Below are 24,085 nucleotides of genomic sequence, written 5' to 3' on the forward strand. Positions count from 1 at the left end.
AGGGCCCCCAATCAAATGCAACAGGGAAGACTTCCCGACCGGTCTCAGTGGTTATCTGGAGGAATCAATCCATGGCGGATGGCAAGGTGCGCCATGGCAGCGGTGGTGCTGATGCCCAGCTTGTCCTTGATGAGGCTTTGCAGGTTCGACACGGTCTTCTGGCTCAGGTGCAGCGTGCGCGCGCAATCGGCGATCGAATCGCCGCGCGACAACAGCCTGAAGATCTCGAACTCGCGCTGCGTCAGCAATTCGACCCCGGGCGCCGGCGGCTCGCCTTCGAGCAGTCGCTGCGGCAAGCCCGGACTCAGGTAGCGCCCGCCCTTGCGCACACAGTGAACCGCGTCGATCAGGCATTCGGGCGGGCTGCTTTTGGACACGAAGCCGAGCGCGCCGAATTCAAGGGCACGACGCACCAGCATCTCGCTGTCGTGCATGCTGAAAACCAGCGTGCGCACCTGCGCAGCGCGCTCACGCAGGCGGCGAATCAATTCGAGGCCGCTGCTGCCCGGCATGGCGATGTCGGTGATGGTGATGTCAGGCGCATTGGCGACGTACATCGCATAGGCTTCGTCGGCGTCGCCGGCTTGCGCGACCACGGTCATGTCGCCGTCCTGTTCGAGCAGGTGCCGGTAGCCGGCGCGCACCACGGGGTGATCGTCGACGAGCAGCAGCCGGATCACAGCGGGGCCTGCGCCATGCGCGGAATCTGCATGCGGATCTGCGTGCCCGAGCCCGGCGCGCTCCTGGTTTCCAAGGTGCCGCCCAACGCGGCGGCTCGCTCGGTCGCGCCCAGCAGGCCAAAGCCGGGCGGGGGCCTCGTGGCGGTGAAGCCGCGGCCATCGTCCTTGACCTGCAGGACGACGCTGGTGGACGTGGACGCGAGGTCGATGTGCACCCTTGTCGCCTGGGCGTGTCGCATGACGTTGGCCAGCGCCTCTTGCGCCACTCGGTAGACGGTGGTGTCCACTGCTTCGCCGCAGGCACGCAGATCGCCCTGCGGCTGGAACTCGCAGTCCACGCCGCTGCGCGCGGCCCAGTCTTCGCACAGCGATTGCATGGCGGCCACCAGCCCGAGTTCGTCGAGTTCGGCAGGCCGCAAGCGGCGCAACAGTCGGCGCACGCCGACCTGCAGCAGTTCGGCGGACGTCGCGGCGCGGCGGGCAGCTGCCCCGATCTGGTCGAGCGCGCGAGAGCGCTGTATGTAGGTGGCCTCGATGCGGATGGCGGTGCAGTGCTGGGCGAGTTCGTCGTGCAGTTCGCGCGCCAGCGCCAGCCGCTCGCGGTCCTGGATGGAGATCAGCTGCTGGGTGAGTTCGCGGTTGTTTTCGAGCAGGTGCGCGGCTTCGTTGCGGCGGCGCCAGGCATACCAGGCCAGCCCAAGGGACAGGACGACCAGCGTCAGCGGAAACTCATCGGCCTGCCATGCCTCCAGTCTTGCCGCGATGGCCACCAGGCGCTCGTGAAGCTCGAGTGCGCTCGACAGTGCAAAGGTCAGCAGCGTGAGCAACAAGACCCACGCGAGGTCGGCCCGCCCGACGGGATGGGCACGTTGGCGCGGTGGACGCGATGCTGGCTTCATGCGATGTGTCTCCAGTCCGGCCGTTGGCGCACGGCCTTTTGGGCAAACTCTAACCGGGCGGGCTGCGCTTTGCAGTGGTGGATTCGTCAGGTGAGTTCGATCAGGACGGGCTGATGGTCGGACACCCGCGTCGCCAGATCGACCTCGATGCGCTTCAGCCGTGAAGCAAGCCCATCGCTCAGGAACATGAAATCGCAGGCGAGAGGATCGGGGCCGTATCGGCGATCGAAGAGGCGGAAGGTCGGGGCGTGGGGGGTGTTGCCGTGCAGCACGCGCCACGCGTCGTGCAGCCGCAGGGTGCTGCGCGCACCGTCGCAGGCGAAAGGTTGCACGATCTCGTCGTAGGCCGGGTCAGCCGGCGGCATGTTGAAGTCGCCGCAGAGAATGACTTCGCAGGTGTGCAACTTGGGCTGAAAGGGCGTGCCAGGCTCGTCCGGCAGGGGCGGCCTCAGCGCCATGCCGCAGGCCTCGGCATGCAGCGTCCGCAGCGCCTGCGCCTGGGCCATGCGCTGCAGGGCCGAGTAATACTCAAGATGGGTCGTCATCACCCGCAGCGCTCCCAGTTCGGGGCTGTCGATGGTGACGCTGGTGCACATGCGCGGCATGCTGGTCGCGCCGGGGTCGGCGGGCCACGGCAGGGGGTGGTGCTGTACGCGTGCCACGGGCAGGCGCGTGGCGATCAGGTTGCCGAAGCGCTGGCGCCGGCCCTGGGTGTCGAATTCGTCCACGGCGGCGCCAAAGAAGAGTCGAAACCCCGGCAGCAGGGCCTGCAACTGCGCCGGCTGGTCGCCGGGAGCGCCGTCCATCTCGTCGAAGCCGCTGGCGATTTCCTGCAGGCACAGCACGTCGAAATCGCCCATGTCGCGTGCTCCCTCGACGATGCGGCTCGGACTGACCACGCCGTCGAGCCCGCAGCACCATTGGGTGTTCCATGTCACGACTTTCATTTGGATTACCCGCCCGCATGAAGTTTTGAGAGAGTGCCGAAGCCCGATGGCGCCGACCGCCAATCCATTGTGAAGGCTTGCGCCCCGACAGGGCGGACGCTTGAGCCAGGCGAGCGTGAGACGCCGTCCCGTAGTCGGCTCGCGACGGATAGGCCAAAGGTGATGTTGTCCGCCACGCTCAAATGTGGAACGGGCGCATCGTCCCCGAGCGACCATATTGATGTCGCGCTCCAATCAGGTGGCTGGATCGGCTTCAGCCGCTGGAAGCGGTTTCGAGCCGGCGATGAGGGCAGGGTGGTCGCCGCGCCGCGACCCGAAGGCCTTGGCAATACCCAAAAAGAACAGGGCGCCGCCTGCAGATTTGCGGCGTGCAATGCGGTACTCTCGGCCCAGGACTTTGCAATCCTTTTTCACACGATGGAAAACATTGAGTCCGTATCAAACGCGGGCGTGACACTTCGTTGCAATCTCACTTGGTGTTTTCCTGAGAGTCCTGACTTCTTAATTGGCTAAAGTGGTTTCGCCCACAATGGGCTTGTACTTATGAAGGAATGAACATGAGCAAGAAAGTCGCATACGTCACCGGGGGCATGGGAGGCATCGGTACGGCTATTTGCCAGCGCCTGCACAAAGACGGCTTTACCGTCATCGCAGGTTGCGGGCCCACTCGCGACCACGCCAAGTGGTTGGGCGAGCAGAAGGCGGAAGGCTATGACTTTCATGCATCCGTCGGCAACGTCGGCGATTGGCAATCCACGGTGGAAGCCTTTGCCAAGTCGAAGGCCGAGCACGGCACCATCGACGTGCTGGTGAACAACGCGGGCATCACGCGCGACCGCATGTTCCTGAAGATGTCGCCCGAAGACTGGAGCGCGGTCATCGAGACCAACCTCAACAGCATGTTCAACGTCACCAAGCAGGTGGTGGGCGACATGGTCGAAAAGGGCTGGGGCCGCATCATCAACATCAGTTCGGTCAATGGCGCCAAGGGCCAGGCCGGGCAGACCAACTATTCGGCGGCCAAGGCCGGCATGCACGGCTTCACGATGGCGCTGGCGCAGGAGTTGGCCGGCAAGGGCGTGACGGTCAACACCGTGAGCCCGGGTTACATCGGCACCGAGATGGTCAAGGCCATTCGCCAGGAAGTGCTCGACAAGATCGTGGCGACCATCCCCGTCAAGCGCTTGGGCGAGCCCAGCGAAATCGCTTCCATCATTGCCTGGCTGGCAACGAATGAAGGTGGCTACTCGACCGGCGCCGATTTCTCGGTGAACGGTGGCTTGCACATGCATTGAGTTGTCGATGACAGCCAACTGAAAGAAACCCGCTTCGGCGGGTTTTCTTTTTTGCGGGACCGGGTGCAAGGCGCAGACACTGGACTACACACAGGTTGGCACCACGGGACTAGAGTGACGCGCCAGGCTCCCATAACGCACACACCAGGAGATGTCGATGTCAGCACCGATTGCAAGCGGCGCGAAGCCGCCTCTCTACAAGTCGCTGTATGTCCAGGTGATCACGGCGGTGGTCATTGGCATCTTGCTCGGGTACTTCTACCCGGCGCTGGGCGAGCAGATGAAGCCGCTCGGGGACGCGTTCATCAAGCTCATCAAGATGCTGATCGCGCCGATCATCTTCTGCACGGTGGTCGTGGGCATCGCCGGCATGGAAGACATGAAGAAGGTCGGCAAGACCGGTGGGTTGGCGCTTCTTTACTTCGAGATCGTGAGCAGCCTGGCGCTGGTGGTGGGGCTGGTGCTGGTCAACCTGTTCAAGCCGGGCGCGGGCATGAACATCGACGCCGCCTCGCTGGACACCAAGGCCATTGCCGCCTACACGGGGCCCGGCAAGATGGAAGGCACGGTCGACTTCCTGCTGCACATCATTCCGAACACGGTCGTCGATGCCTTCGCCAAGGGCGAGATCCTGCAGGTGCTGCTGATTGCCGTGATGACGGGCTTTGCGCTGCACCGCTTCGGCGGGCGCGGCACGCTGGTGTTCGACGTGATCGAGAAGGCGTCGCACGTGCTCTTCGTGATCATCGGCTACGTGATGAAGGTGGCGCCCATCGGTGCGTTTGGCGCGATGGCTTTCACCATCGGCAAGTACGGCGTCGGCTCGCTCTTTTCGCTGGGCAAGCTGATGGGCACCTTCTATCTCACCTGCCTGCTGTTCATCTTCGTGGTGCTGGGGCTCATTGCGCGCTTCCATGGCTTCTCGATCTGGAAGTTCATCAAGTACATCAAGGAAGAACTGCTGATCGTGCTGGGCACGTCATCGTCCGAGTCGGTGCTGCCCCGGATGATGGAAAAGATGGAGAACCTGGGCGCCAACAAGACCTGCGTGGGCCTGGTCATTCCGACGGGCTATTCCTTCAACCTGGATGGCACCTCGATCTACCTCACGATGGCCGCGGTGTTCATTGCGCAGGCGACCAATACGCCAATGACGCTGATGCAGGAAATCACGCTGCTGGGCGTGCTGCTGCTCACCTCCAAGGGCGCGGCGGGCGTGACGGGGAGCGGGTTCATCGTGCTGGCGGCCACGCTGTCGGCCGTTGGGCATGTGCCGGTGGCGGGGCTGGCGCTCATATTGGGCATCGACCGGTTCATGTCCGAGGCGCGGGCGCTCACCAACCTCATTGGCAACGGCGTGGCGACCATCGTGGTCGCCAAATGGACGGATGCGCTGGACGAGGAGCGCCTGCAGGCTGGATTGAACAACCAGACCTGGGTCGAGGCCGACCAGCCGGAGGAACTCATCAACGCCAAGACCGGGACGATGGCCGTCTGAGGCCGCGCGTCTCGCCAGTGTGCAGCGTTTCCTGCGCCCTCAGAGGTCTTCGATGACCAGGCGCCGGTAACGCTGCGCAATCGAATACGGCGCCTGCCGGACGACCTCCATCACTTTTTCGGCGACCGTTTCATCGCGGGTCTTGACGAGCAAGCCCGCATGGCCTTCTCGCGCGAGCTTTGTGTAGGCGCGGACCGTGGCGCCGTCGGTGCCCGCGGAGGGCAGGGGATTGTCGGTGTCTTTCACGGTCGGTGTGATCTGGGCAAGGATCTCCGAGGCCGGTATCAGGTAGACCTCATCGCCGCTCACCACGTCGCGCTCGATCAATTGATGGCCGATGCGGCTCGCGTCCGCCTCCGAGGGGAACATCACCATGGAGTGGCCCGTGGGATAGAAGGCGCCTCCAATGGCCGAGATCATGTGATTGTCCAGAGTGAACTTCTTCATTGTTGCCTCCACGTGCGCATTGAGTTGGGGTTTTCACATTACGGTTTCTGGCCGCCGCCGCCTGTAGGAAAAACACTGCAAGCCGCGCTCTTGCAAGCAAGGCTGCACCTTTTCAGGGTATTCAGGTGTTGCCCAAATTGATACAAAGAGCCACATTTGTTATTAAGCGTGAGAAAATTGCTCAGTGTTTCTACGGAGGGCCCGTAGGATGGTCTTGTCTGGTTTGGCGGTACCTGCAGTCCACTGATGTCGAAACTGCGAAATATTGCATTGACGGTCCATGAACTCGAAGAGGGCGAGTTCTATTGGGTCTTGATGGAGGGCTCTGACCTTCCGTTGGACGACGTCCTGCCCTATGTGACCCTGGAGACAGCGTCCACGCCATACGCCAGCTACGCGAACGCGCTGGTCTCCGGCGTTGCCGCAATTCGCAGGATGTTCGGAAACGACGGACCGCGCGATTGATGCGCGGACGACATATCGGGGTGAAGCATGTTTAGACAAAAGGCGGCCATTGCCGCGTTGATTGCTGCGCTTGCCCTGTGCGCATGGGTTGTGCATCCTGAAGGGTCCATGGAATGGGCCGCGTGGGTGCAGACCTTTGGCGTACTGGTGGCCATCGGCTGGTCCGTTCGCCTGCAGTCGCTGCATGCCTCGCAAGGCACGCGGCAGGCAGGGCAGGCGGCTGCACTTTTCGCGTCGAACATGCACTGGGTGTTTCGCGAACTCAACGATGCATGCATCAAGCAGAGTTGGCCTGAGTACGTGGTCAATCGCCGAATCCTCCACGAGATCCTCAGCCAGGGCCGCGAAGTCACGCTCCCATTGCTGGAAGGGCGTTCACTGGCCATGGTGACCAGCGTACGGGCCATCGGCGTCGAGGCGCTCGAAGTCACGGAGGCGCACAACGAAAGCGGCAACTGGCGCTACCTGCAGGTGTACTTCGACAAACGCCTGCCGAGCATTGCCGCCTGGCTGTCCGCCACCGGCAACCCGCCAGAGAACAGCGGGCCGACAGACTACGTCGGATTGCGGACCTCATTCAGCCAGCTGGGCGGCCTTTGAATGCCCGACGGCAGGGCCTGAATACGACGTGCAACTGTTGCTTGTCACGTTCAACAGTTAATAACTCTGGCGATTGAAAAAAAGCATTTCGCGGCTGGGCTTTTTTGTAGCGTCAGCGGCACTTGGGTGATATTCACCATTCCGCGATACGAGTTTTTACTCAAGAATGCACTCACCTAAAAAAATGACAGGCGAGGGGCATCGAGATGACATGGGAATGCGTGAAGAGGAGTGGGCGGCTGCGTAGCCAGTCGTTCCACCCGGGGGTCATTGACACGGTGTGCAAGCACTGTTGTTGAAGTTTGCAGTGGGCCAGGCCTCAGTCAATCGCTCCGATTGACTCGACGGCTGAGTCGCCCGATTTACTTCTCCGCGAGAAGCAACCCCCACATCAGTTGGCGCTGATCGTCACGCGACTTCCGCTCTTGCGGAGTGGCATGGCGACGGTGCGCGAATCCACACAATGTCCATCTCACGACGCGCCCTGTTCGGCAAGCTGAACCTCACCCTGTTCCGGGCCATCGAATCGGCCACCGCATTCGCAAAGCTTCGCGGCAATCCGCATGTGGAGCTCGTGCATTGGTTGCACCAGCTCTGGCAGGCGAACGACAGCGACCTTCACCGCATTTGTCGCCACTATCAAATCGAGGCCAGCGCCTTCGAGCGCGACATGGCCACCGCGCTCGCCTCGCTTCCCGGCGGCGCAAGTTCCATCAGCGATTTTTCCCATCACATCGCCAGCGCGATCGAGCGTGCGTGGGTGCTGTCCAGCCTGGAGTTTGCGAGCCCGTGCATTCGCAGCGCGTGGCTGTTGGCGGCCATCTTGTCGGAGCCCGACTTGCGCCGGTTGATGCTGGGCATTTCGCCGGCTTTCAAGAAGTTGCCGGTCGACCAACTGGGCGACAACCTGCCGGCCATCCTGGCGGGTTCGCCGGAAGACAAGGAGGGCGCATACGACGGCACGGACCTGTCGAGCGCCGTGCCCGGTGAAGCCAGCGGAGCCATTGCGGAGCAGGGCGACGGCAAGTCGGCTCTCGCCAAATATTGCACCGACCTGACCGAGCGAGCGCGTGCAGGCGGTATCGACCCCGTCATCGGGCGCGAGCACGAGATCCGGACGATGGTCGACATCCTGCTGCGCAGGCGCCAGAACAACCCTTTGCTCACCGGCGAGGCTGGCGTGGGCAAGACCGCAGTGGTCGAAGGCTTGGCGCTTGCCATTGCACGCGGGGACGTACCGCCCATCCTGCGCGAAGTGCGACTGCTCAGCCTTGATGTGGGCGCATTGATTGCGGGCGCCAGCATGCGCGGCGAGTTCGAGTCGCGGTTGAAGGGGCTGCTGGAGGAGGCCGGCAAGTCGAAGCAGCCGATCATCCTGTTCGTGGACGAGGTTCATACGCTGGTTGGCGCGGGCGGCCAAGCGGGCACGGGCGACGCGGCCAACCTGCTCAAGCCCGCGTTGGCGCGCGGCACCTTGCGCACCGTTGGCGCGACGACGTGGAGCGAGTACAAGCGCCACATCGAGAAAGACCCCGCGTTGACGCGACGCTTCCAGGTCTTGCAGGTGATGGAACCCGAGGAAGCCAGCGCCATCAACATGGTGCGCGGCTTGGTTGACACCTTCGCGAAGCACCATGGTGTTGCGGTGCTTGATGAGGCTGTTCGTGCCGCCGTCGTGCTGTCGCACCGCTACATTCCGTCGCGCCAATTGCCGGACAAGGCCATCAGCCTGCTCGACACCGCCTGTGCGCGCGTGGCCATGTCGTTGCACGCGCCGCCAGCGGCGGTCGACAACCTGCGCCAGCGCATCAGCGCCCTTGAAACGGAAATTGACCTCCTCACGAAGGAAGGTGTGATTGCGCACGGCAGCGATGAACGGGTGCGCCAGCTGGCGGCGGCCAAGCTGCAACTCGACTCCACGCGAAAGGAACTGGACGCGCAGGAACAGCGCTGGCAGGCAGAGCTCGCGCTGGTGCAGCAGATTCAGACGCTGCGCGAGCAAGCTGCTGCAACGGTGGGCGACGCTGACGCTGTGCAAGATCCAAACTTGTCGCCGGAGCTGTCAGCCCTCGAACACGCGTTGACAGAACGCCAGCAAGACACGCCACTGATCTTCCCGCAGGTGGACAAATCCGTCGTCGCCGCGATCATCTCGGACTGGACCGGCATCCCCGTGGGGCGGATGGTCCGGGACGAAGTGGCGGCGGTGTTCCAGTTGCATGAAGTGCTGGACCGACGAGTCATCGGCCAGAGCGCCGCGCTTGCCGCGATTGCCGAGCGCGTGCAAACGGCGCGCGCCCGCCTGACGGACCCCGACAAGCCGGTGGGTGTGTTCCTGCTCGTGGGCCCCTCCGGTGTGGGCAAGACCGAGACGGCACTGGCGCTGGCCGAGGCCATGTACGGCGGCGAGCAAAACCTCATCACCATCAACATGAGCGAGTTCCAAGAGGCCCACACGGTTTCCACGCTCAAGGGCTCGCCGCCGGGCTACGTGGGTTACGGTGAAGGCGGCGTGCTGACCGAAGCCGTGCGTCGCCGCCCCTACAGCGTGATCCTTCTGGACGAGGTCGAGAAGGCGCATCCGGATGCCCACGAAATCTTCTACCAGGTCTTCGACAAAGGCTGGATGGAAGATGGCGAAGGCCGTCGCATCGACTTTCGCAACAGCACCATTCTCCTGACCAGCAACACCGGCTCGGAACTGATTGCCGACCTGTGCGAAGACCCGGCGCTGGTCCCCGACACGCCTGCCTTGCGCGAAGCCCTGCAGGCGCCATTGCGCAAGGTCTTTCCCGCTGCGTTCATCGGGCGGCTGTCGGTGGTGCCGTATCTGCCATTGGGCGCGAGCGCGCTGGGCAACATCGTCTCGCTGCATTTGCGCCGCGTGGTCGACCGAATGCACGCACAGCACGGTATTGCACTGGCGTACACGCCCGCGCTGGTCCAGCACGTCATCGACAAGTGCGGCACGCACGAGACCGGCGCGCGCCGGCTCATCGGCTTCATCGAGCAAAACCTCTTGCCCGTCCTGTCGCGGCATTGGTTGAGTGCCCTGCAGGACAAGCGAAAGATCACACGCATTTCAGTGGACGTTCCGTCCAACGGCACGCCAATTCATGAATCCAGGGGAGGACATTCCATCGTTTGCCACATCGACTTTGCATGAACCTCAGTGATGTCAGTTCGCCTCCGCGTCAGTTGCTGAGCTCGCGCGGTTTTCTTCATCAATCCATCAGACCTTCAGTCAATCCGTTCCGATTCCCATGATCAACAACAGTCAGAAATTCATCGCCCGCAACCGGGCTCCACGCGTCCAGATCGAGTACGACGTGGAAATCTACGGCTCCGAGAAAAAGATCGAACTGCCCTTCGTCATGGGCGTGCTGGCTGACCTGTCGGGCAAGCCCGTGCAGCCGCTGCCCGTGGTGGGCGAACGCAAGTTTCTCGACATCGACATCGACAACTTCGACGAGCGCATGAAGGCGATCCAGCCGCGCGTGGCCTTTGCCGTTCCCAACACGCTGAGCGGAGAAGGCCAGCTGATGGTCGACATCACCTTTGAAAGCATCGACGACTTCTCGCCCGCCGCCGTGGCACGCAAGGTCGAGCCGCTGCGGCAACTGCTCGAAGCACGCACGCAGCTCTCCAACCTGCAGACCTACATGGACGGCAAGGCCGGCGCCGAGAGCCTGATCAACAAGCTCATGCAGGACCCGGCGCTCATGAAGTCTCTGACCGCAACGCCCAAGCCCGCCACCGACAAGGACGGTGCCGAAGCAGCCACCGTCGCCTGACCCGCACAGGCAGGCATCAGATATCAAGGGAAGGCAACACAACAATGACGACCAACAACCAGCAAGCCGTAGAAGTCAACACCCGGTTTGCGGACTCCACCGACTTTTCTTCCTTGCTCGACAAGGAATTCAAGCCCAAGACCGACGAGGCGCGCGATGCTGTCGAGGCGGCCGTGCGCACGCTGGCCGAGCAGGCCCTCGTCAATGCGACGACGATGACCGACGACGCCTACAGCAGCATCGAAGCCATCATTGCCGAGATTGACCGCAAGCTGTCCGATCAGATCAACCTCGTGCTGCACAAGGAAGAGTTCCAGAAGCTCGAATCGGCCTGGCGCGGCATGCACCACCTGGTGTCCAACACCGAGACGGACGAGAAGCTCAAGATCCGCTTCATGGACCTGTCCAAGGACGAACTGCGTCGCACGATGCGTCGTCACAAGGGCGTCGCTTGGGACCAAAGCCCGATCTTCAAGCGCATCTACGAAGAAGAATATGGCCAGCTGGGCGGCGAGCCCTACGGCTGCCTCGTGGCCGACTACTACTTCGACCACACCCCGGCGGATGTGGAACTGCTGGGCGCCGTCGCCAAGATCTCGGCCGCATCGCATGCGCCTTTCATCGCAGGCTCTTCGCCTTCGCTGCTGGGCATGGAGTCGTGGCAAGAGCTGGCCAACCCGCGCGACCTCGCGAAGATCACGGGCAACCTCGAGCACGCGCCGTGGAACTCCCTGCGCGACACCGAAGACTCACGTTACGTTGGCTTGGCCATGCCGCGCTTCCTGGCGCGCTTGCCCTACGGCGTCAAGTCCAACCCGGTCGATGAATTCGATTTCGAAGAAGAGACCGAAGGTGCCGACCACAAGAACTACGTCTGGAACAACGCGGCCTATGCGATGGCCGTCAACATCAACCGCAGCTTCAAGCAATACGGCTGGTGCACGATGATTCGCGGCGTGGAGTCGGGCGGCACGGTGGAAAACCTGCCCTGCCATACCTTCCCGACCGACGACGGCGGCTTCGACATGAAGTGCCCCACCGAGATCGCCATCTCCGATCGCCGCGAAGCCGAACTGGCCAAGGCCGGCCTCATTCCGCTGGTGCATCGCAAGAACACCGATCACGCGGCCTTCATCGGTGCGCAGTCGCTGCAAAAGCCGCAGGAATACATGGACCCCGACGCGACGGCCAACGCGAACCTGTCAGCGCGTCTGCCGTACCTGTTTGCCAGCACGCGTTTTGCGCACTACCTGAAGTGCATCGTGCGCGACAAGATCGGCTCGTTCAAGGAGCGCGATGACATGCAACGCTGGCTCAACGAATGGATCATGCATTACGTCGATGCCGATCCCTCCAATTCGTCGCAGGAGACCAAGGCGCGCCGTCCGCTCGCGGCTGCGGAAGTCGTGGTGGAAGACATCGAAGGCAATCCTGGCTTCTACAGCGCCAAGTTCTTCCTTCGTCCGCACTTCCAGCTCGAAGGCCTGACCGTCTCGCTGCGCCTGGTCGCCAAGCTGCCTTCACTCAAGGAAGCAGCCTGATCAGCCCAAGCAATTGAAGAAGCGGCACCGAGATGCCGCAGTCATGTTTGTCCGGCGTCGACACCCGGACGTTTCCGTTAGTCAATAAAAGAGCTCAACGCTCAGGGAGGTTCTCATGTCTCAAGACATTTTTCTGAAAATCAATGGCATCGAAGGCGAGTCGCTGGATTCGTCGCACAAGAATGAAATCGAAGTGCTGTCTTTCTCCTGGAAGGCCATGCAGGAATCGATGATGCACGCCGGCTCCGGCGGCGGCGCCGGCAAGGCCACCGTTGAAGACCTGGAGTTCGACCACTACGTCGATCGCTCGAGCCCCAACCTGATGAAGTACTGCCTGACCGGCAAGCACATCCAGGAAGCCAAGCTCACTGTGCGCAAGGCTGGCGGCAGCCCGCTGGAGTACCTGAAGTTCACGTTCACCGACGTCATCGTCACGAGCGTGCAGCCCTTCGGTTCCAACTCCGACGAGCTGCGTGTGCGCGAGCGCGTCCGCCTGTCCTTCTCGAAGATCAAGCAGGAATACGCGGTGCAGAACGCGCAGGGCGGCAGCGGCGGCGCCGTGACCGCCGGCTACGACATCAAGGGCAACAAGGAATCCTGATGCCGCGGGCCCGGTGCGCCGGGCCTGGTCGAAGTTTTCCGGTCCGGTGGAGGCATGGGTGCACTGCGCGCCAATGAACTCATGCCGGAGCGGATTTTTTCCCACACCCATTCCATACTCATCATGGCCTTCAAATTGTCCGACCTGTGGCGACTCGCCGCGTTGCGGCGTTCGTCGGCGTCATTGGCCAGAACCTGGCTCGCCGCCGCGCTCCCCCTGATCGCCGCCGCATTCGCTCTTCTGTGCATGCCCCAGGCTGCACACGCGCAGTTCTCATTTCCCCGCGAGCAAACGAAGCTCGACCTCACGATCGCTGCCGCCGAGGACGTCAATCCCGACGACAAGGGCAGGGCCGCGCCCATCATGGTGCGGGTGTATGAACTCAAGTCGCCCGGCACTTTCGAGTCGGCCGACTTCTTCACGCTCAATGCCAACGACAAGTCGGTCATCGGGGCCGACATGCTCGTGCGAGACGAGTTCATTCTGCGGCCCGGAGACACAAAGACAATTCGGAGAAAGTCCCATCCAGATCTTGCAGCGGTCGGCATCCTCGCCGGATATCGTGACCTTGCCCATGCCGAATGGCGTGTCGTTCAAAAGCTGGATCCCGCGCCCGAGGCGGCGTGGTACCGGATGGTGATGCCGGCCAACAAGGCGAAGCTGCGGATCGACCTGCAGGCCAAGGGCATTCAGGTCACACCCATTGAGTAATCCGTCGACTTGCAACTGAAACAACAAGACCATGAGTTGGTACAACAAAGTCGCTTGGAGCGAGGGGCTCTTTCTTCGTCCGCAGCTGTTCCAGCAGCAGGAGCGATACCTGGAGCATCTCGCGCACAAGCGGGCGGCATCGCTGAGTCCGTTCTATTGGGGCTTCAGCCACTACAGCATCGATGCGGAGTCGCTGTCGCTGGGCAAGCTGGTGCTGGCGAGCGCGGCCGGCATTTTTTCCGACGGCACGCCCTTCGATACACCGGGCCAGACACCGCCACCGGCGCCGCTGACGATTCTCCCGGAGCATCTGGAGCAGACGATCTTTCTGGCGGTGCCCATCCGAACGCCCAATGGCGAGGAGACCACCTTCGACGACGCGGCCACCTCGGTGGCGTCGCTGGCGCGCTTCTCGGTGTTCGAGACCGAACTGCGCGATGCCAACTCCGTCGGTCAGGGCCCCAAGCCGGTCCAGCTCTCGCGCTTGCGACTGCGCCTCTTGCCGCAAAGGGAAATGACCGACGCCTGGATTGGCTTGCCGATCTCAAAAGTCACGACACTGCGCTCGGACGGCAGCATCGAGGTCGATACCAGGCTCATTCCTCCAGTCGCGGGCTATGGCGCGAGTTCCTTGCTGCTGGATTGGGTGACGAACCTGCATGGCCTTTGCCGCCTGCGCGCCCAGTCGCTCGCAACGCGGCTCACGGGCAACGATGGCAAGTCGACCGAAGCGGCAGAGGTGTCGGACTTCTTGCTGCTGCAAATCTTCAATCGGTACGAGCCGATGTTTGAGCATTGGCTCCGTGTCCGCGAGACCTCGCCTGAGGATATCTACCTGGCGCTTCGAACCTTCACTGGTGAGTTGTCCACGTACGTGCGTCCCGGCACCCGCCGGCCGAAGGCGCATCCGCCGTACCAGCACGTCGATCCGTACCTGTCCTTCAAGGAATTGGTGATGGACGTACAGGCCTTGCTCAACGACGTGCTCGTGCGCAGCGCACAGAACATTGCGCTGGCCAATCGCGCCAATGGCGTGCGGGTTGCCAGTGTGGATCCGTCGGAGTTGCAGAGCTTCTCCAGCCTCGTTTTTGCCGTTGCCGCACACACGCCGCCCGACCAGCTTGCCACGCAGTTCCCGGCGCGCTGCAAGGTGGGACCGAGCGATCGGCTTGCTGAACTGATCCGCTCGCACCTGCCCGGGATTCCACTTCAGACGCTGCCGGTGCCACCACGCCAGATTCCTTTCAACGCGGGCTTCGTCTACTTCCAGATCGATTCTCGCGGCCCGCTGTGGGAACACCTGGTGAAGCACGGCGGACTGGCCTTGCATGTGGCGGGCGATTTTCCGGGTTTGCGCATGGAGTTGTGGGGAGTGCGGGACAAATAGAGAACGCGGTGCGGTCCGCGCATTGCAGCTGACTGCGCGAGATTTCAACTGCCCGAGAGCCTGCTGCAGAAAAGCAAAAGCGATCTGCGGGTGCGCAGCTTTTTCTTCATGAGCCAGTAAGCGCCCCACGCGATTTTTTCCCAGTTCCATCTATTCGTCTATTCATCGTTCCAAGGCATTCATGTTCGACAACAACTCTACGCAAGAGATCGCCGGCGGAACCAGCGGACTCCAGCCTCGCGCCGATCAGGACGATCGAGTCGGGGAAGCGGCCGCATCAGGGGACATCCCTCTGGGCGTCCAGTTGGCGCCGGAGCCTTCGGCCCAGGTGCGACTGACGGCAGTCAAGGCCGCACAGAACCCATTGCTCGAAGCAGCACAGCCATTGCTTCGTGCTCTTGCCGACATGCCCGCCAAGCTCGAGCCGACAAGCGTTCGCGTCCTGCATCGCCTGCTGGAGCGCGAGGTCGTCAGCTTTCAGTCGCTGTGCAGCCACGCGCAGATCAAGCACGAGCACATGGTTGCTGCGAGCTATTCGCTGTGCACCGCATTGGACGAAGCGGCCAACAGCACGCAGTGGGGCGGGGGGCAGGGCGGCGAGGCCGGCGTCTGGGCCTCCCAGCAACTCGCTGCGCAGTTTCACGGGGACACGAAGGGCGGGGACAAGTTCTTCCTGCTGGTGGGGCGTTTGGCCGCAAGCCCGAAGGAACACACCGATCTTCTGGAGCTGATGTACCAGATTCTGGGCGTGGGTTTCGAAGGGCGTTTCAGCACGGCCACCAACGGACGGCGTCAACTGGAGACGATTCGGCACCGGCTGCTTACGCTGCTGGCCGCCGCGCGGGGTGATGTACCGAACGATCTGTCGCCGCACTGGAAGGGCGTGGGCACGGGCAAGTTCCGTTTGCTGCGAAGCATTCCGGTGTGGGTCACCTTTTCACTGCTGGCGCTGGCACTGCTCGGCATATTTGGCTGGTACAAGTATCAGCTCACGCGGGAGAGTGGCGAGGTCGTGCACGGCATCGAAGCCATTGGCCAACTGCGCCCGCCGCAAGCGGCACCGGCGCCACCGCACAAGCCGCTTCGCCTCAAAGAACTGCTGTCCGCGGAGATTGCGCGCGGTACCGTCAGCGTGGACGAAGACGACAAGCACAGCACGGTGACCTTCAAGGGCGACGACATGTTTGTCCCCGGACAGGCGCGCCTGAACGCAAAGATCCTGCCGGTGCTGGCGAAGGTTGCCGAAGAGATCAACAACGTTTCAGGCACCGTCTTCGTGACGGGGCATTCGGACGATCGGCCCATCAAGACGCGTGAGTTCCCGAACAACCAGGTGCTGAGCGAAAAGCGGGCTGCCGCCGTTGCCGACGTGTTCAAGGAAAAGGGCGTCGATGCCTCGCGCATTCAGACCGAAGGGCGGGGCGATACGACGCCGGTGGCTGACAACAAGAGCGCAGCAGGTCGTGCGAAAAACCGGCGCGTGGATGTCGTGGTCACGCAAGGCGGCGACGCATCGCCATCGCGCAGCGATGCGACGCCAGCGCCAGCAGCTTCGGCTCCCGCGCGCGCAGCGTCGCCCGCAGGCGCATCGGGCGCCGCACCCAGGGCACCGTCGCGTGTCGTGAGCGGAGCCGTCCCCGCGCGGGAAGCGGCGCGCTGAGCGCCGTGTCAGGGAGAGCAGTCATGCAGTACTTAAAACAATTCTTGTCTTTCATCTTTTCGCGCCAGATGTTCGCCTTCCTGGCGATGGTGGTCCTGGCGCTCGTGGTCTGGTTCGTCGGCCCCATGCTGGCGGTCGATGGCCTGCGGCCGCTGGGTTCGGTGGGTGTGCGCGTCGCACTGATCGTGCTGCTGCTGGTCATGGGCATTCTCTGGCTGGTGAAAGGGCCCTTCAGCCTGGTGGGTGTCGCGGCCTTGTGCCTGCTGGTGTGGCACGGTGGGCCGATGCTGGCCATCGGCCAGGCAACGCCGCTGGAACCCGTCGGGGTGCGGGTGGCGATCATTGCCGCCATCCTGGTGGTGTATGCGATCTACTGGCTCTACCGTCTTTGGCAGGCCCTGCGCAACAACGACGACCTGCTGGCAAAGTTCCTGAACTTCGGCAAGGGTGATGCCGAACAGGACGTTGCCAAGGAGGAGATCAAGACAGTCACCGCGACGGTCAACCGCGCGATCGTCCAGCTCAAGGGTTTGCGTGGCCGGGGTGGATTGCGCCGCCTGTTCGAGGGCAAGCGCTACATGTACGAGCTGCCCTGGTACATGATCGTCGGCAGCGCGGGAGCCGGAAAGACGACGGCGCTCTTGAACTCCGGCCTGCAGTTTCCCCTTGCACGCCAGGCGAACAACGCGCCGCGCAGCATGGTGCTGAACTCGGAGGGCGGTACGCTGCATTGCGACTGGTGGTTCACCAACGAAGCCGTGCTGATCGACACCGCCGGCCGCTACACCACGCAGGAAAGCAATCCGCAGACAGACCCCGCCGAATGGCACGGCTTCCTGGGCCTTTTGCGCAAGCACCGCACGCGTGCGCCGCTCAATGGCGTCATCGTCGCACTGAACGCCGCCGAGTTGCTGTTGATGAAGCCGCTGGATCGCTCAGAGCATGCGAGCATGATTCGCGACCGGCTGGCGGAATTGCGCCAGGAGCTGGGCATCCGCTTTCCCGTCTACGTCATCGTGACGAAGATGGACCTGCTGCGCGGCTTCGTCGAGTATTTCCAGTCGCTGACCAGCGAAGGGCGCACGCAGGCCTGGGGCTTCACCTTGCCCTACCAGGGCATGAAGGGGGGGCGACCGAGCGACATCGCGGCCAACCGCGAGGCCATGCGCGCGCAGGTGGGCACGGAACTCACGCTCCTGAAAGACCGCGTCGCGGCGGGCCTGCGTACGCGCCTGAACGAAGAGTTCGACGTCGATCGCCGCCGCAAGCTGTTCGCCTTGCCGCAGGAGTTTGCGGGCATCACGGTGCCACTCGTGGAGATGCTCGACGAGGTGTTCCTCGATTCGCGCTTCGACGCCACGCAGCAGTACAACACCCTGCGCGGCGTTTATTTCACGAGCGGTGCGCAGTCGGAGGTGGACGTGCCGGCCAACCCGGATACGTTGCTCGAGCGCCTGCGCAAGAGCATGGGATTGCCGCAGCGCAGCTTGCGCGCAGTGGGCGCCGCAGCTGCGATCCGCGAACCTGCCAACGCGGAAACCGGCAAGGCGCCCGAGGAAAGCAGCGAAACGGACGCAGCTTCAACCCCAGCCACCGCAACGACCGCGACCAGGAAGCCGGATGCAGCACCTGTTCCGCTCGACACTTCGCCCTCACGTGGACAGCAGGGCTTCTTCATCCACCAGTTGCTGACAAGGATCATCATTCCGGAAGCGCATCTGGTTCGCCCGAACCTCCGATGGGAATTCCGCTTCCGCATGCTGCGCCTGCTGGGTCACACCCTGGCGGTGGTCCTGTTCGGATGGCTCGCGGGTGCATTGGTCCTGAGCCACGGCAACAATCGCCAGTACCTCGACACCGTCGGCCAGCGCACGCAGGAACTCGCCGACCGTGTAAAGGCCCTGTATGCCGACTTCAAGCTGACGGGCGTGCCCGATGTGCTCAACGGCGCGCGAGAACTCCCCGGCTATTCGGGGCTGGACCTGAACGATCCGCCGGGCAGCTTCACCTACGGCCTGTATTCGGCGCCGCCGGTCCTGGACGCCACCAAGGCGACCTACGCCGCACTGCAAGACCACATGCTGCTGCCATCCATCGTGCAGCGCATGGAGGACGTCCTGACCCGGAGCGTGGCGGAACGCGATTCCAAGTCGGCCTACGAAACGCTTCGCGTCTACAAGCTCCTGCACGACAAGGAGCGCTACATGAAGGGCGGCGCGCAGGACATCCGCGAGTGGGTGCTCAAGGACTGGGCGACGGCCGACAGCGCGTCTGCGTTCGGAGGCCGTGCGTCGATGGTCGGCCACGTGCAGGCCTTGTTCTCGGGCGCGCGGCCCGTGCAGTCGAACTCGCTGCCCAACGAAGCGCTGATTCGCCAGGTGCAGGACTTCCTGAACAGCAACACATCGACGCAGCGTGTCTTCGAGCGCGCCAAGGCAGCGATGCAATCGGAGGCGCCGCAGGAGTTCACGCTGGTGCGCGCCGTGGGGCCGCAGGCCGGCACGGTGTTCTCGCGCGCCGGCGGCCAGCCGCTCGAGAAGGGCGTGCCCGGCCTGTTCACCTATGACGGCTATCACGATCTCTTCAACAAGCGCCTGCCCGAGTTCGTGGGCAAGGCGCTGGAGGACGACGCATGGGTCATGGGTCGCGGCACCGTCGCCAAGGGCAAGGACAAAGGGATCCTGGGTGATCAAAGCCCCCTGGACGAAGTCGCGCGCAAGGCCGAACGCGACCCGCTGCTCGAAGACATCCGTCGCCAATACCTGATGGAGTACGCGCAGAACTGGGAAGCGTTCCTGAATTCGATCCGCACCGTCAGCGGCAGTGACACCACGGGCACGAGCCTCGGCTTCGACCTGAGCGTGCTGCGCCAGTTCGCGGCGCCCGATTCGCCGCTGTCGCGACTGGCGCGTGCAGCGGCGCGCGAAACCACCTTGTCGCGCCCGCTCGTCACGCGGGCGCAGCAGGACAAGAGCTTCCTGGACAAGGCCACCGACGAACTCAACAAGCAGTCCCACGAGATCGGCAAGAACTTCGGCATTCGCCCCGAAGAGCGCCTGGAAAAGCAGATCGTCGACAACCGCTTTGCGGCGCTGCGCGAAGTGGTGACGGGTCAGCCCGACATCAACGTCGCGGGCAGTGCCGGCGGCGCAACCAAGTCGGGGCTCGAAACCATCTCCGGTCTTCTCAACGAGTTCTACACCCTGCTGGTGGTGGCCGACACGGCCCTCAACGCCGGCAGCCTGCCGCCCGGCGGCGCTGAAGTGGGTGCACGTTTGAAGCTGGAGGCCGGCAAATTGCCGGCCCCCTTTCGTGAGGTGCTGACCGCCCTGTCGTCCAGCGGCAGCGAAAAGGTCGTGCAAGGCGCGACTCTCATCCTGCGCAAGCAGGCGCAGGCGCAACTCGACCGCATCATGGGCATGATGGCCCTGCAGGTCAGCGAGCCCTGCAAGCGCGGCGTGGAAGGCCGCTATCCGCTGGCAGCCGTGGCGCAGGACGCTTCCATCGAAGACTTCACGCTGGTGTTTGCCGCCGGCGGCGCCGCCGATGAGTTCTTCACCAAATACCTCGCGCCTTTTGTCGACACCAGCGTACGGCCGTGGCGCTACAAGAGTCCCGATTTCGCGAACACCATGGTGGGCGCCGAGACCATCGCCAACGGCACGCCGCCCGCGCCCGCCGCCACGGGGCCGACGATGCTGGGCGAATTGCTCAAGCTGCTCGCGCAAAGCGGGCCGAACCTCGACGCGTTCTACCGGGCAAAGCAGATTCGCGACCTGTTCTTCCGCGATGCGGGCGGCAAGAAGTTTTCGTGGAAGATGGACCTGAAGGTCCAGGAACTCGAGCCGAGCATCACGGACCTCGTGATCGACATCGACGGCCAGGGCGATCGCTACGCGCATGGCCCGGTGCAGGCGTTCTCGGTCACCTGGCCGGGACCGCGTGGCGGCGCCATGGCGGAACTCACGGCGAATCCACGCATCACGCCGACGACCTCCAGCCTGCTGGCGCAAGGCCCGTGGGCGTTGTTTCGCCTGCTCGAAAAAGGGCGGATCGCCGACACGGCAACGCCGGGTCGTACCAGCGTCGAGTTTGCCTTCGATGGTCGCAAGGCGCTCATCGACATCGGCTCCGGCAGCCAGCCCAATCCGCTCAACAGCGACGTGCTCAAGGGCTACCGCTGCCCCGGCCGGGCCTCCTGATTGCATTGTCATGTTGCGTAAAATCATCGAGTCCAACCTGGTCACGCCGCCTGCCATCTGGGGCAAGCTCCCGGCGCATTCGGACTTCGTGCGCCACGGCATGCGCCACGGTGAAAGCGAAGGCTGGCAGCCTTGGCTCGCCCAATTGGGGCGCGCCGCTGCAAACGACGAAGAAGGCGATTCGCCGGCCGTGCTGCCTTCTGCCTTCGTGTTGCCGCCGGGAACGCTGTCGTTTGCGTCGAAGCGTTTCGTGGTCGGCGTCATCACACCATCCAGCGATGGTGTCGGGCGACGTCACCCGCTGCTGGTCTACCACCTCGCGCATCCGCGCTGGGTGCAACGGCATTTTGAATCTCACGTGCGTCAACCGCGCGACTGGTTGTTCTGGCTCGCGCGTGCGATTGCGCGCCATACCAACGAAGTGAACATCTCGGACATGCCGTCGCTGCGGCGCACGGTGAACGAGCTGTGGAGTCTGCATGCGCCGGCCTGGACGGAGCTTTGGGCCGGCCACAAGGTGGAAGGGCGTCCGGCATCGCCGCCGATCGCTGACAACTCGGGCGCGCTGGTCGATCGGTGGGCCGGTCCCGCGTCTGCCGCCGATCTCGCAGGCCGCTTGCATGGCGTGCGTCATCTGCCGTGGGCGGATTGGCCCGAGTGCTTGCACAGGCCACACCGACATGGCGTGTTCTGGCAACAGGATGCGCAAGGCCGCTTCGTCAACGCCGCCAACCGGCTGCAAAGACTGTGGGGCGAATCGTGATGCACGCTGCGAATGATCCATTTCCGGAAGGGGCATCCCTGACCGACCTCGCGCTGCGATTGACGCACAGCCGCGGCGCGGAGCGTGATGCGCAGATGCTGGTCCCGGCCGGGGGCGTGGGCATGGGAGCGGTGCTCGAGTTCGGGGGAGCCCCCATTCCGCAGGGGCGTGCCAGCTTGTGTCGCATCCTCTGGAATGCGCCGGACTATTGCTGGCAACTGCTCAATGGCGACGCATCGCTGGTTTGTTCGGTCAACGACGTGCGCGTGATGGTCGATCGGCCTGTGCAGATCTGGCCCGGCGACGTGATCGAAGTCGAACTGCTGCGCTTTGCAGTCGAGATAGCCCACCCTTCGATGGGCAAGGCCGCTCAGCGCTCGTCCCTGGCGGCATTGGAAGGCCTTGCGGCAGTTGATCCCGCGACGACAGCGTCGCCCAAGGCGGCGTCGGCAGAAGACGACTTCGACCTTTGCGACCTTGCTTCGTTGGTCATGCCCACCCGGCAGGAAGAGGAATCCGAAGATCCCTTCGGCGTGCTCGACATCGAAGGTGTCGATGCCCGACCGCGAATCGATGCGCTCCAAGGGCTCCTCGGCGACGCACCTGCACCGGCGGCTGCGCCCGTTGCACGGCCTGCGTTGCAGGTTGTGCAAAGCCCGCCGCGCCCCAAGCCGTCCAGCTCCCTGTTTGACGAACTGCACGATGAATTCGTGCGCGTGGTTCGCGATCCCACGCAGCTGGCCGGACGCACGGATTGGGAAGGCTTTCTTTCATCCGACGGCGAGCAGGCCCCGACGCTGGATGAGCTCAGCGAGCAGGCCGAATCCTTCCCCTTGTTGCGCGACATTCTCCTGCCGCGCGAAGGCATCGATCGCGTCATCGAAGACTTCGATCCACTGGGTACGCCAGACCTGATGGAGCCCGAGAAATCAGAAGACGTGTTGCATCTCTTCGCACCGGACATCGCCGGCACGGCCCGCACACACGTGCCAAGCCTGACGCGCCAGGAGCATCACGCACTCTCGCCGGACAGCCATGTGCGCATCGGCACGCGTGTGCGCAATACGGACGAAGACGAATGAACATTCCAGTTGGCCTACAAACCATCCGATCCCATCCATGACGACAACGCCCAGTTCCGCCCTTCGACACGAAAGCGCGCAATCCTTTCGCCAGTGGTCGCAGGCCCGTTCGCTCGCCGACAACCTGAGTCGCGTGGAAGCCGACGTCCGCATGCGCCCGCAAGACGCCCAGATGCGTTGGCTGCTGTTCGAACTGCTGTGCGTGCTGGGGCAGTGGGAACGGGCACTCAAGCAGTTGCAAACCTGGGCTGAGCTCTCCAAAGAGGGAGTGGACAGCACGGCCCATGTCATGCGCGGCCTGATCCGCGCTGAGCATGCGCGTGTGGAGGTTCTTGCCGGCCGCGCCGAGGTCTTGACCGTTTCTGCATCAGAGACACCGGTGCCGGCATGGATGGCGGGCCTGTCCCAAGCCCTGCGTGTGGCCGCGGGGGAGCTTCACGCCGGCAACGAAGACTTGCAGGCCAGCGAGGCCAGCGACGCCGCACGCGAGGCCGCGCTGGCGCAGGCGCCCGACACGCCCGGCTCCTGCGACCACCTGGGCGCCTTTTCATGGATCACGGATTCGGACACACGCATCGGGCCGGTCTGCGAGGTGATCCTCATTGGCGCCTACCGATGGCTGCCGTTTTGCGACATGCGCTCCATCACCAAGGCGCCGCCTCAGCGCCTGCTCGACCTCGTCTGGAGCCAGGTCGATATCGAACTGCGCGACGGAACGCCGCTGAAGGGCTACATGCCGATGCGATACCCCGTGCATGCGGGCGAGCGCGACGCGCTGCTGATGGCGCGCGAAACCGTTTGGACCGAATGCGGTCGCACCGGCGTTCATGCCCGCGGCCAGAAGATGTGGATGACCGACGCGGGCGACGTTTCGCTGCTCGATCTGCGTCACTGCGAGTTCCTCCATGACGCAGGATGACCCGCAAGAATCGCATCTGAGGCGCGGGGCACATCCCGGCGTTCGCGCGCACCGGGTCGGTCACGCCGCGCCGGCTCGCGCCAATGCGCAGTTGATGCCAACGCTGTTTGATCGCCTTCGCGACGACGCACCCAGCCGCACCACCGAGGCGCCTTCGGAATACGCCGTCACGCAAAGCCAGATGCGCGACATCGTGCAGCGCGACCTGGCGTTCCTGCTCAACACCACGAATGCCGAAGACCTGATCGACCGTGTGCGCTACGCCGAGGCCGCGTCGTCCACCATCAACTTCGGCGTGCCGCCACTGGCGGGAAGCTATTTGTCGGAGCGCAAGTGGGCGGACATCGAACGCATCATCCGCCGCGCCGTCACAGACTTCGAACCGCGCCTCATTCCCGAAACAGTGACGGTGTTGCCGCTCATGAAAGAAGGCGCGAGCGAGGAATACAACGTCCTGCTCTTCGAGATCCGCGCCATGATCAATCTCAAGCCTTATCCGCTGGAGCTCACGGTGCAAAGCTCGGTCGACCTGGAGACCAATCGCATGCACGTCTCTCGCGCATCGCAGGGCTCGACACGGGCCATCCGCTAAGA

The 24,085-nt window shown here is 63.5% G+C and carries 21 protein-coding genes; 17 read left to right on the forward strand and 4 right to left on the reverse strand.

Going from position 1 to position 24,085, the window contains the following annotated elements; all coding sequences use genetic code 11:
* Positions 1–44 precede the first annotated feature (44 nt).
* The 3 genes from QTI66_RS07975 to QTI66_RS07985 all read right to left on the reverse strand — a co-directional run bounded on the left by QTI66_RS07975 (position 45) and on the right by QTI66_RS07985 (position 2,526).
* On the reverse strand, positions 45–680 hold the full coding sequence (locus QTI66_RS07975; RefSeq protein WP_286558720.1) for a response regulator transcription factor: 636 nt from the start codon (positions 678–680) through the stop codon (positions 45–47).
* Positions 677–1,579, reverse strand: a complete 903-nt coding sequence (locus tag QTI66_RS07980; RefSeq protein WP_286558721.1) for a sensor histidine kinase — start codon at positions 1,577–1,579, stop codon at positions 677–679. The genes QTI66_RS07975 and QTI66_RS07980 overlap by 4 nt, the downstream gene beginning before the upstream one ends.
* Before the next feature lie 86 nt (positions 1,580–1,665).
* Entirely contained in the window at positions 1,666–2,526 is an 861-nt protein-coding gene (locus tag QTI66_RS07985) for an endonuclease/exonuclease/phosphatase family protein (RefSeq protein WP_286558723.1), read from the reverse strand.
* Between the two features lie 162 nt (positions 2,527–2,688).
* On the opposite strand from QTI66_RS07985, the gene QTI66_RS07990 reads away from it, so the two are divergent.
* The 3 genes from QTI66_RS07990 (at position 2,689) to QTI66_RS08000 (ending at position 5,319) form a co-directional block, all read left to right on the forward strand.
* Positions 2,689–3,039: a hypothetical protein gene (locus tag QTI66_RS07990; protein ID WP_286558725.1), complete on the forward strand. Its 351-nt coding sequence runs from the start codon at positions 2,689–2,691 to the stop codon at positions 3,037–3,039.
* 44 nt (positions 3,040–3,083) lie between these two features.
* Positions 3,084–3,821, forward strand: a complete 738-nt coding sequence (phbB, locus tag QTI66_RS07995; protein ID WP_286558727.1) for an acetoacetyl-CoA reductase — start codon at positions 3,084–3,086, stop codon at positions 3,819–3,821.
* Positions 3,822–3,972: 151 nt separating this feature from the next.
* Positions 3,973–5,319, forward strand: a complete 1,347-nt coding sequence (locus QTI66_RS08000; protein ID WP_286558729.1) for a dicarboxylate/amino acid:cation symporter — start codon at positions 3,973–3,975, stop codon at positions 5,317–5,319.
* 39 nt (positions 5,320–5,358) lie between these two features.
* Here QTI66_RS08000 and QTI66_RS08005 read toward each other — a convergent pair whose 3' ends face one another.
* Entirely contained in the window at positions 5,359–5,766 is a 408-nt protein-coding gene (locus QTI66_RS08005) for a hypothetical protein (protein WP_286558731.1), read from the reverse strand.
* A 246-nt stretch (positions 5,767–6,012) separates the two neighbouring features.
* Between QTI66_RS08005 and QTI66_RS08010 the strand changes: the two genes are divergently transcribed.
* The 14 genes from QTI66_RS08010 to tssE all read left to right on the forward strand — a co-directional run bounded on the left by QTI66_RS08010 (position 6,013) and on the right by tssE (position 24,083).
* Complete coding sequence (locus QTI66_RS08010) at positions 6,013–6,231, forward strand: hypothetical protein (protein WP_286558733.1); 219 nt, start codon at positions 6,013–6,015, stop codon at positions 6,229–6,231.
* 27 nt (positions 6,232–6,258) lie between these two features.
* Entirely contained in the window at positions 6,259–6,831 is a 573-nt protein-coding gene (locus QTI66_RS08015; RefSeq protein WP_286558735.1) for a hypothetical protein, read from the forward strand.
* A gap of 463 nt (positions 6,832–7,294) precedes the next feature.
* Positions 7,295–9,997 (forward strand): type VI secretion system ATPase TssH, encoded by a 2,703-nt coding sequence (gene tssH / locus QTI66_RS08020; RefSeq protein ID WP_286558737.1) that lies wholly within the window; start codon positions 7,295–7,297, stop codon positions 9,995–9,997.
* A 97-nt stretch (positions 9,998–10,094) separates the two neighbouring features.
* Complete coding sequence (gene tssB / locus QTI66_RS08025; RefSeq protein ID WP_444814962.1) at positions 10,095–10,625, forward strand: type VI secretion system contractile sheath small subunit; 531 nt, start codon at positions 10,095–10,097, stop codon at positions 10,623–10,625.
* Between the two features lie 44 nt (positions 10,626–10,669).
* Positions 10,670–12,166: a type VI secretion system contractile sheath large subunit gene (gene tssC / locus QTI66_RS08030; RefSeq protein ID WP_286558739.1), complete on the forward strand. Its 1,497-nt coding sequence runs from the start codon at positions 10,670–10,672 to the stop codon at positions 12,164–12,166.
* Positions 12,167–12,281: 115 nt separating this feature from the next.
* On the forward strand, positions 12,282–12,767 hold the full coding sequence (locus QTI66_RS08035; RefSeq protein WP_286558741.1) for an Hcp family type VI secretion system effector: 486 nt from the start codon (positions 12,282–12,284) through the stop codon (positions 12,765–12,767).
* A gap of 54 nt (positions 12,768–12,821) precedes the next feature.
* Positions 12,822–13,478: a type VI secretion system lipoprotein TssJ gene (tssJ, locus tag QTI66_RS08040; protein WP_286558743.1), complete on the forward strand. Its 657-nt coding sequence runs from the start codon at positions 12,822–12,824 to the stop codon at positions 13,476–13,478.
* 31 nt (positions 13,479–13,509) lie between these two features.
* Positions 13,510–14,865 carry a type VI secretion system baseplate subunit TssK gene (gene tssK, locus QTI66_RS08045; protein ID WP_286558745.1) on the forward strand — a complete coding sequence of 452 codons (1,356 nt, stop codon included), beginning with the start codon at positions 13,510–13,512 and terminating at the stop codon, positions 14,863–14,865.
* 181 nt (positions 14,866–15,046) lie between these two features.
* Positions 15,047–16,525 carry a type VI secretion system protein TssL, long form gene (tssL, locus tag QTI66_RS08050; RefSeq protein WP_286558749.1) on the forward strand — a complete coding sequence of 493 codons (1,479 nt, stop codon included), beginning with the start codon at positions 15,047–15,049 and terminating at the stop codon, positions 16,523–16,525.
* Positions 16,526–16,548: 23 nt separating this feature from the next.
* Positions 16,549–20,727: a type VI secretion system membrane subunit TssM gene (gene tssM / locus QTI66_RS08055; RefSeq protein ID WP_286558751.1), complete on the forward strand. Its 4,179-nt coding sequence runs from the start codon at positions 16,549–16,551 to the stop codon at positions 20,725–20,727.
* A 10-nt stretch (positions 20,728–20,737) separates the two neighbouring features.
* A complete protein-coding gene (tagF, locus tag QTI66_RS08060) occupies positions 20,738–21,490 on the forward strand; it encodes a type VI secretion system-associated protein TagF (protein ID WP_286558753.1) in 753 nt (250 codons plus the stop codon).
* Complete coding sequence (locus QTI66_RS08065; RefSeq protein ID WP_286558755.1) at positions 21,490–22,572, forward strand: TagK domain-containing protein; 1,083 nt, start codon at positions 21,490–21,492, stop codon at positions 22,570–22,572. The genes tagF and QTI66_RS08065 overlap by 1 nt, the downstream gene beginning before the upstream one ends.
* A gap of 37 nt (positions 22,573–22,609) precedes the next feature.
* Positions 22,610–23,491 carry a type VI secretion system accessory protein TagJ gene (locus tag QTI66_RS08070; RefSeq protein WP_286558757.1) on the forward strand — a complete coding sequence of 294 codons (882 nt, stop codon included), beginning with the start codon at positions 22,610–22,612 and terminating at the stop codon, positions 23,489–23,491.
* Positions 23,478–24,083, forward strand: coding sequence for a type VI secretion system baseplate subunit TssE (tssE, locus tag QTI66_RS08075; RefSeq protein WP_444814963.1), 606 nt, complete (start codon positions 23,478–23,480; stop codon positions 24,081–24,083). Before QTI66_RS08070 ends, tssE begins: the two co-directional genes overlap by 14 nt.
* Positions 24,084–24,085: the final 2 nt, after the last annotated feature.

The sequence above is a fragment of the Variovorax brevis genome (genome assembly GCF_030317105.1).
In the GTDB taxonomy this organism is placed as follows: Bacteria; Pseudomonadota; Gammaproteobacteria; order Burkholderiales; family Burkholderiaceae_C; genus Variovorax; species Variovorax brevis.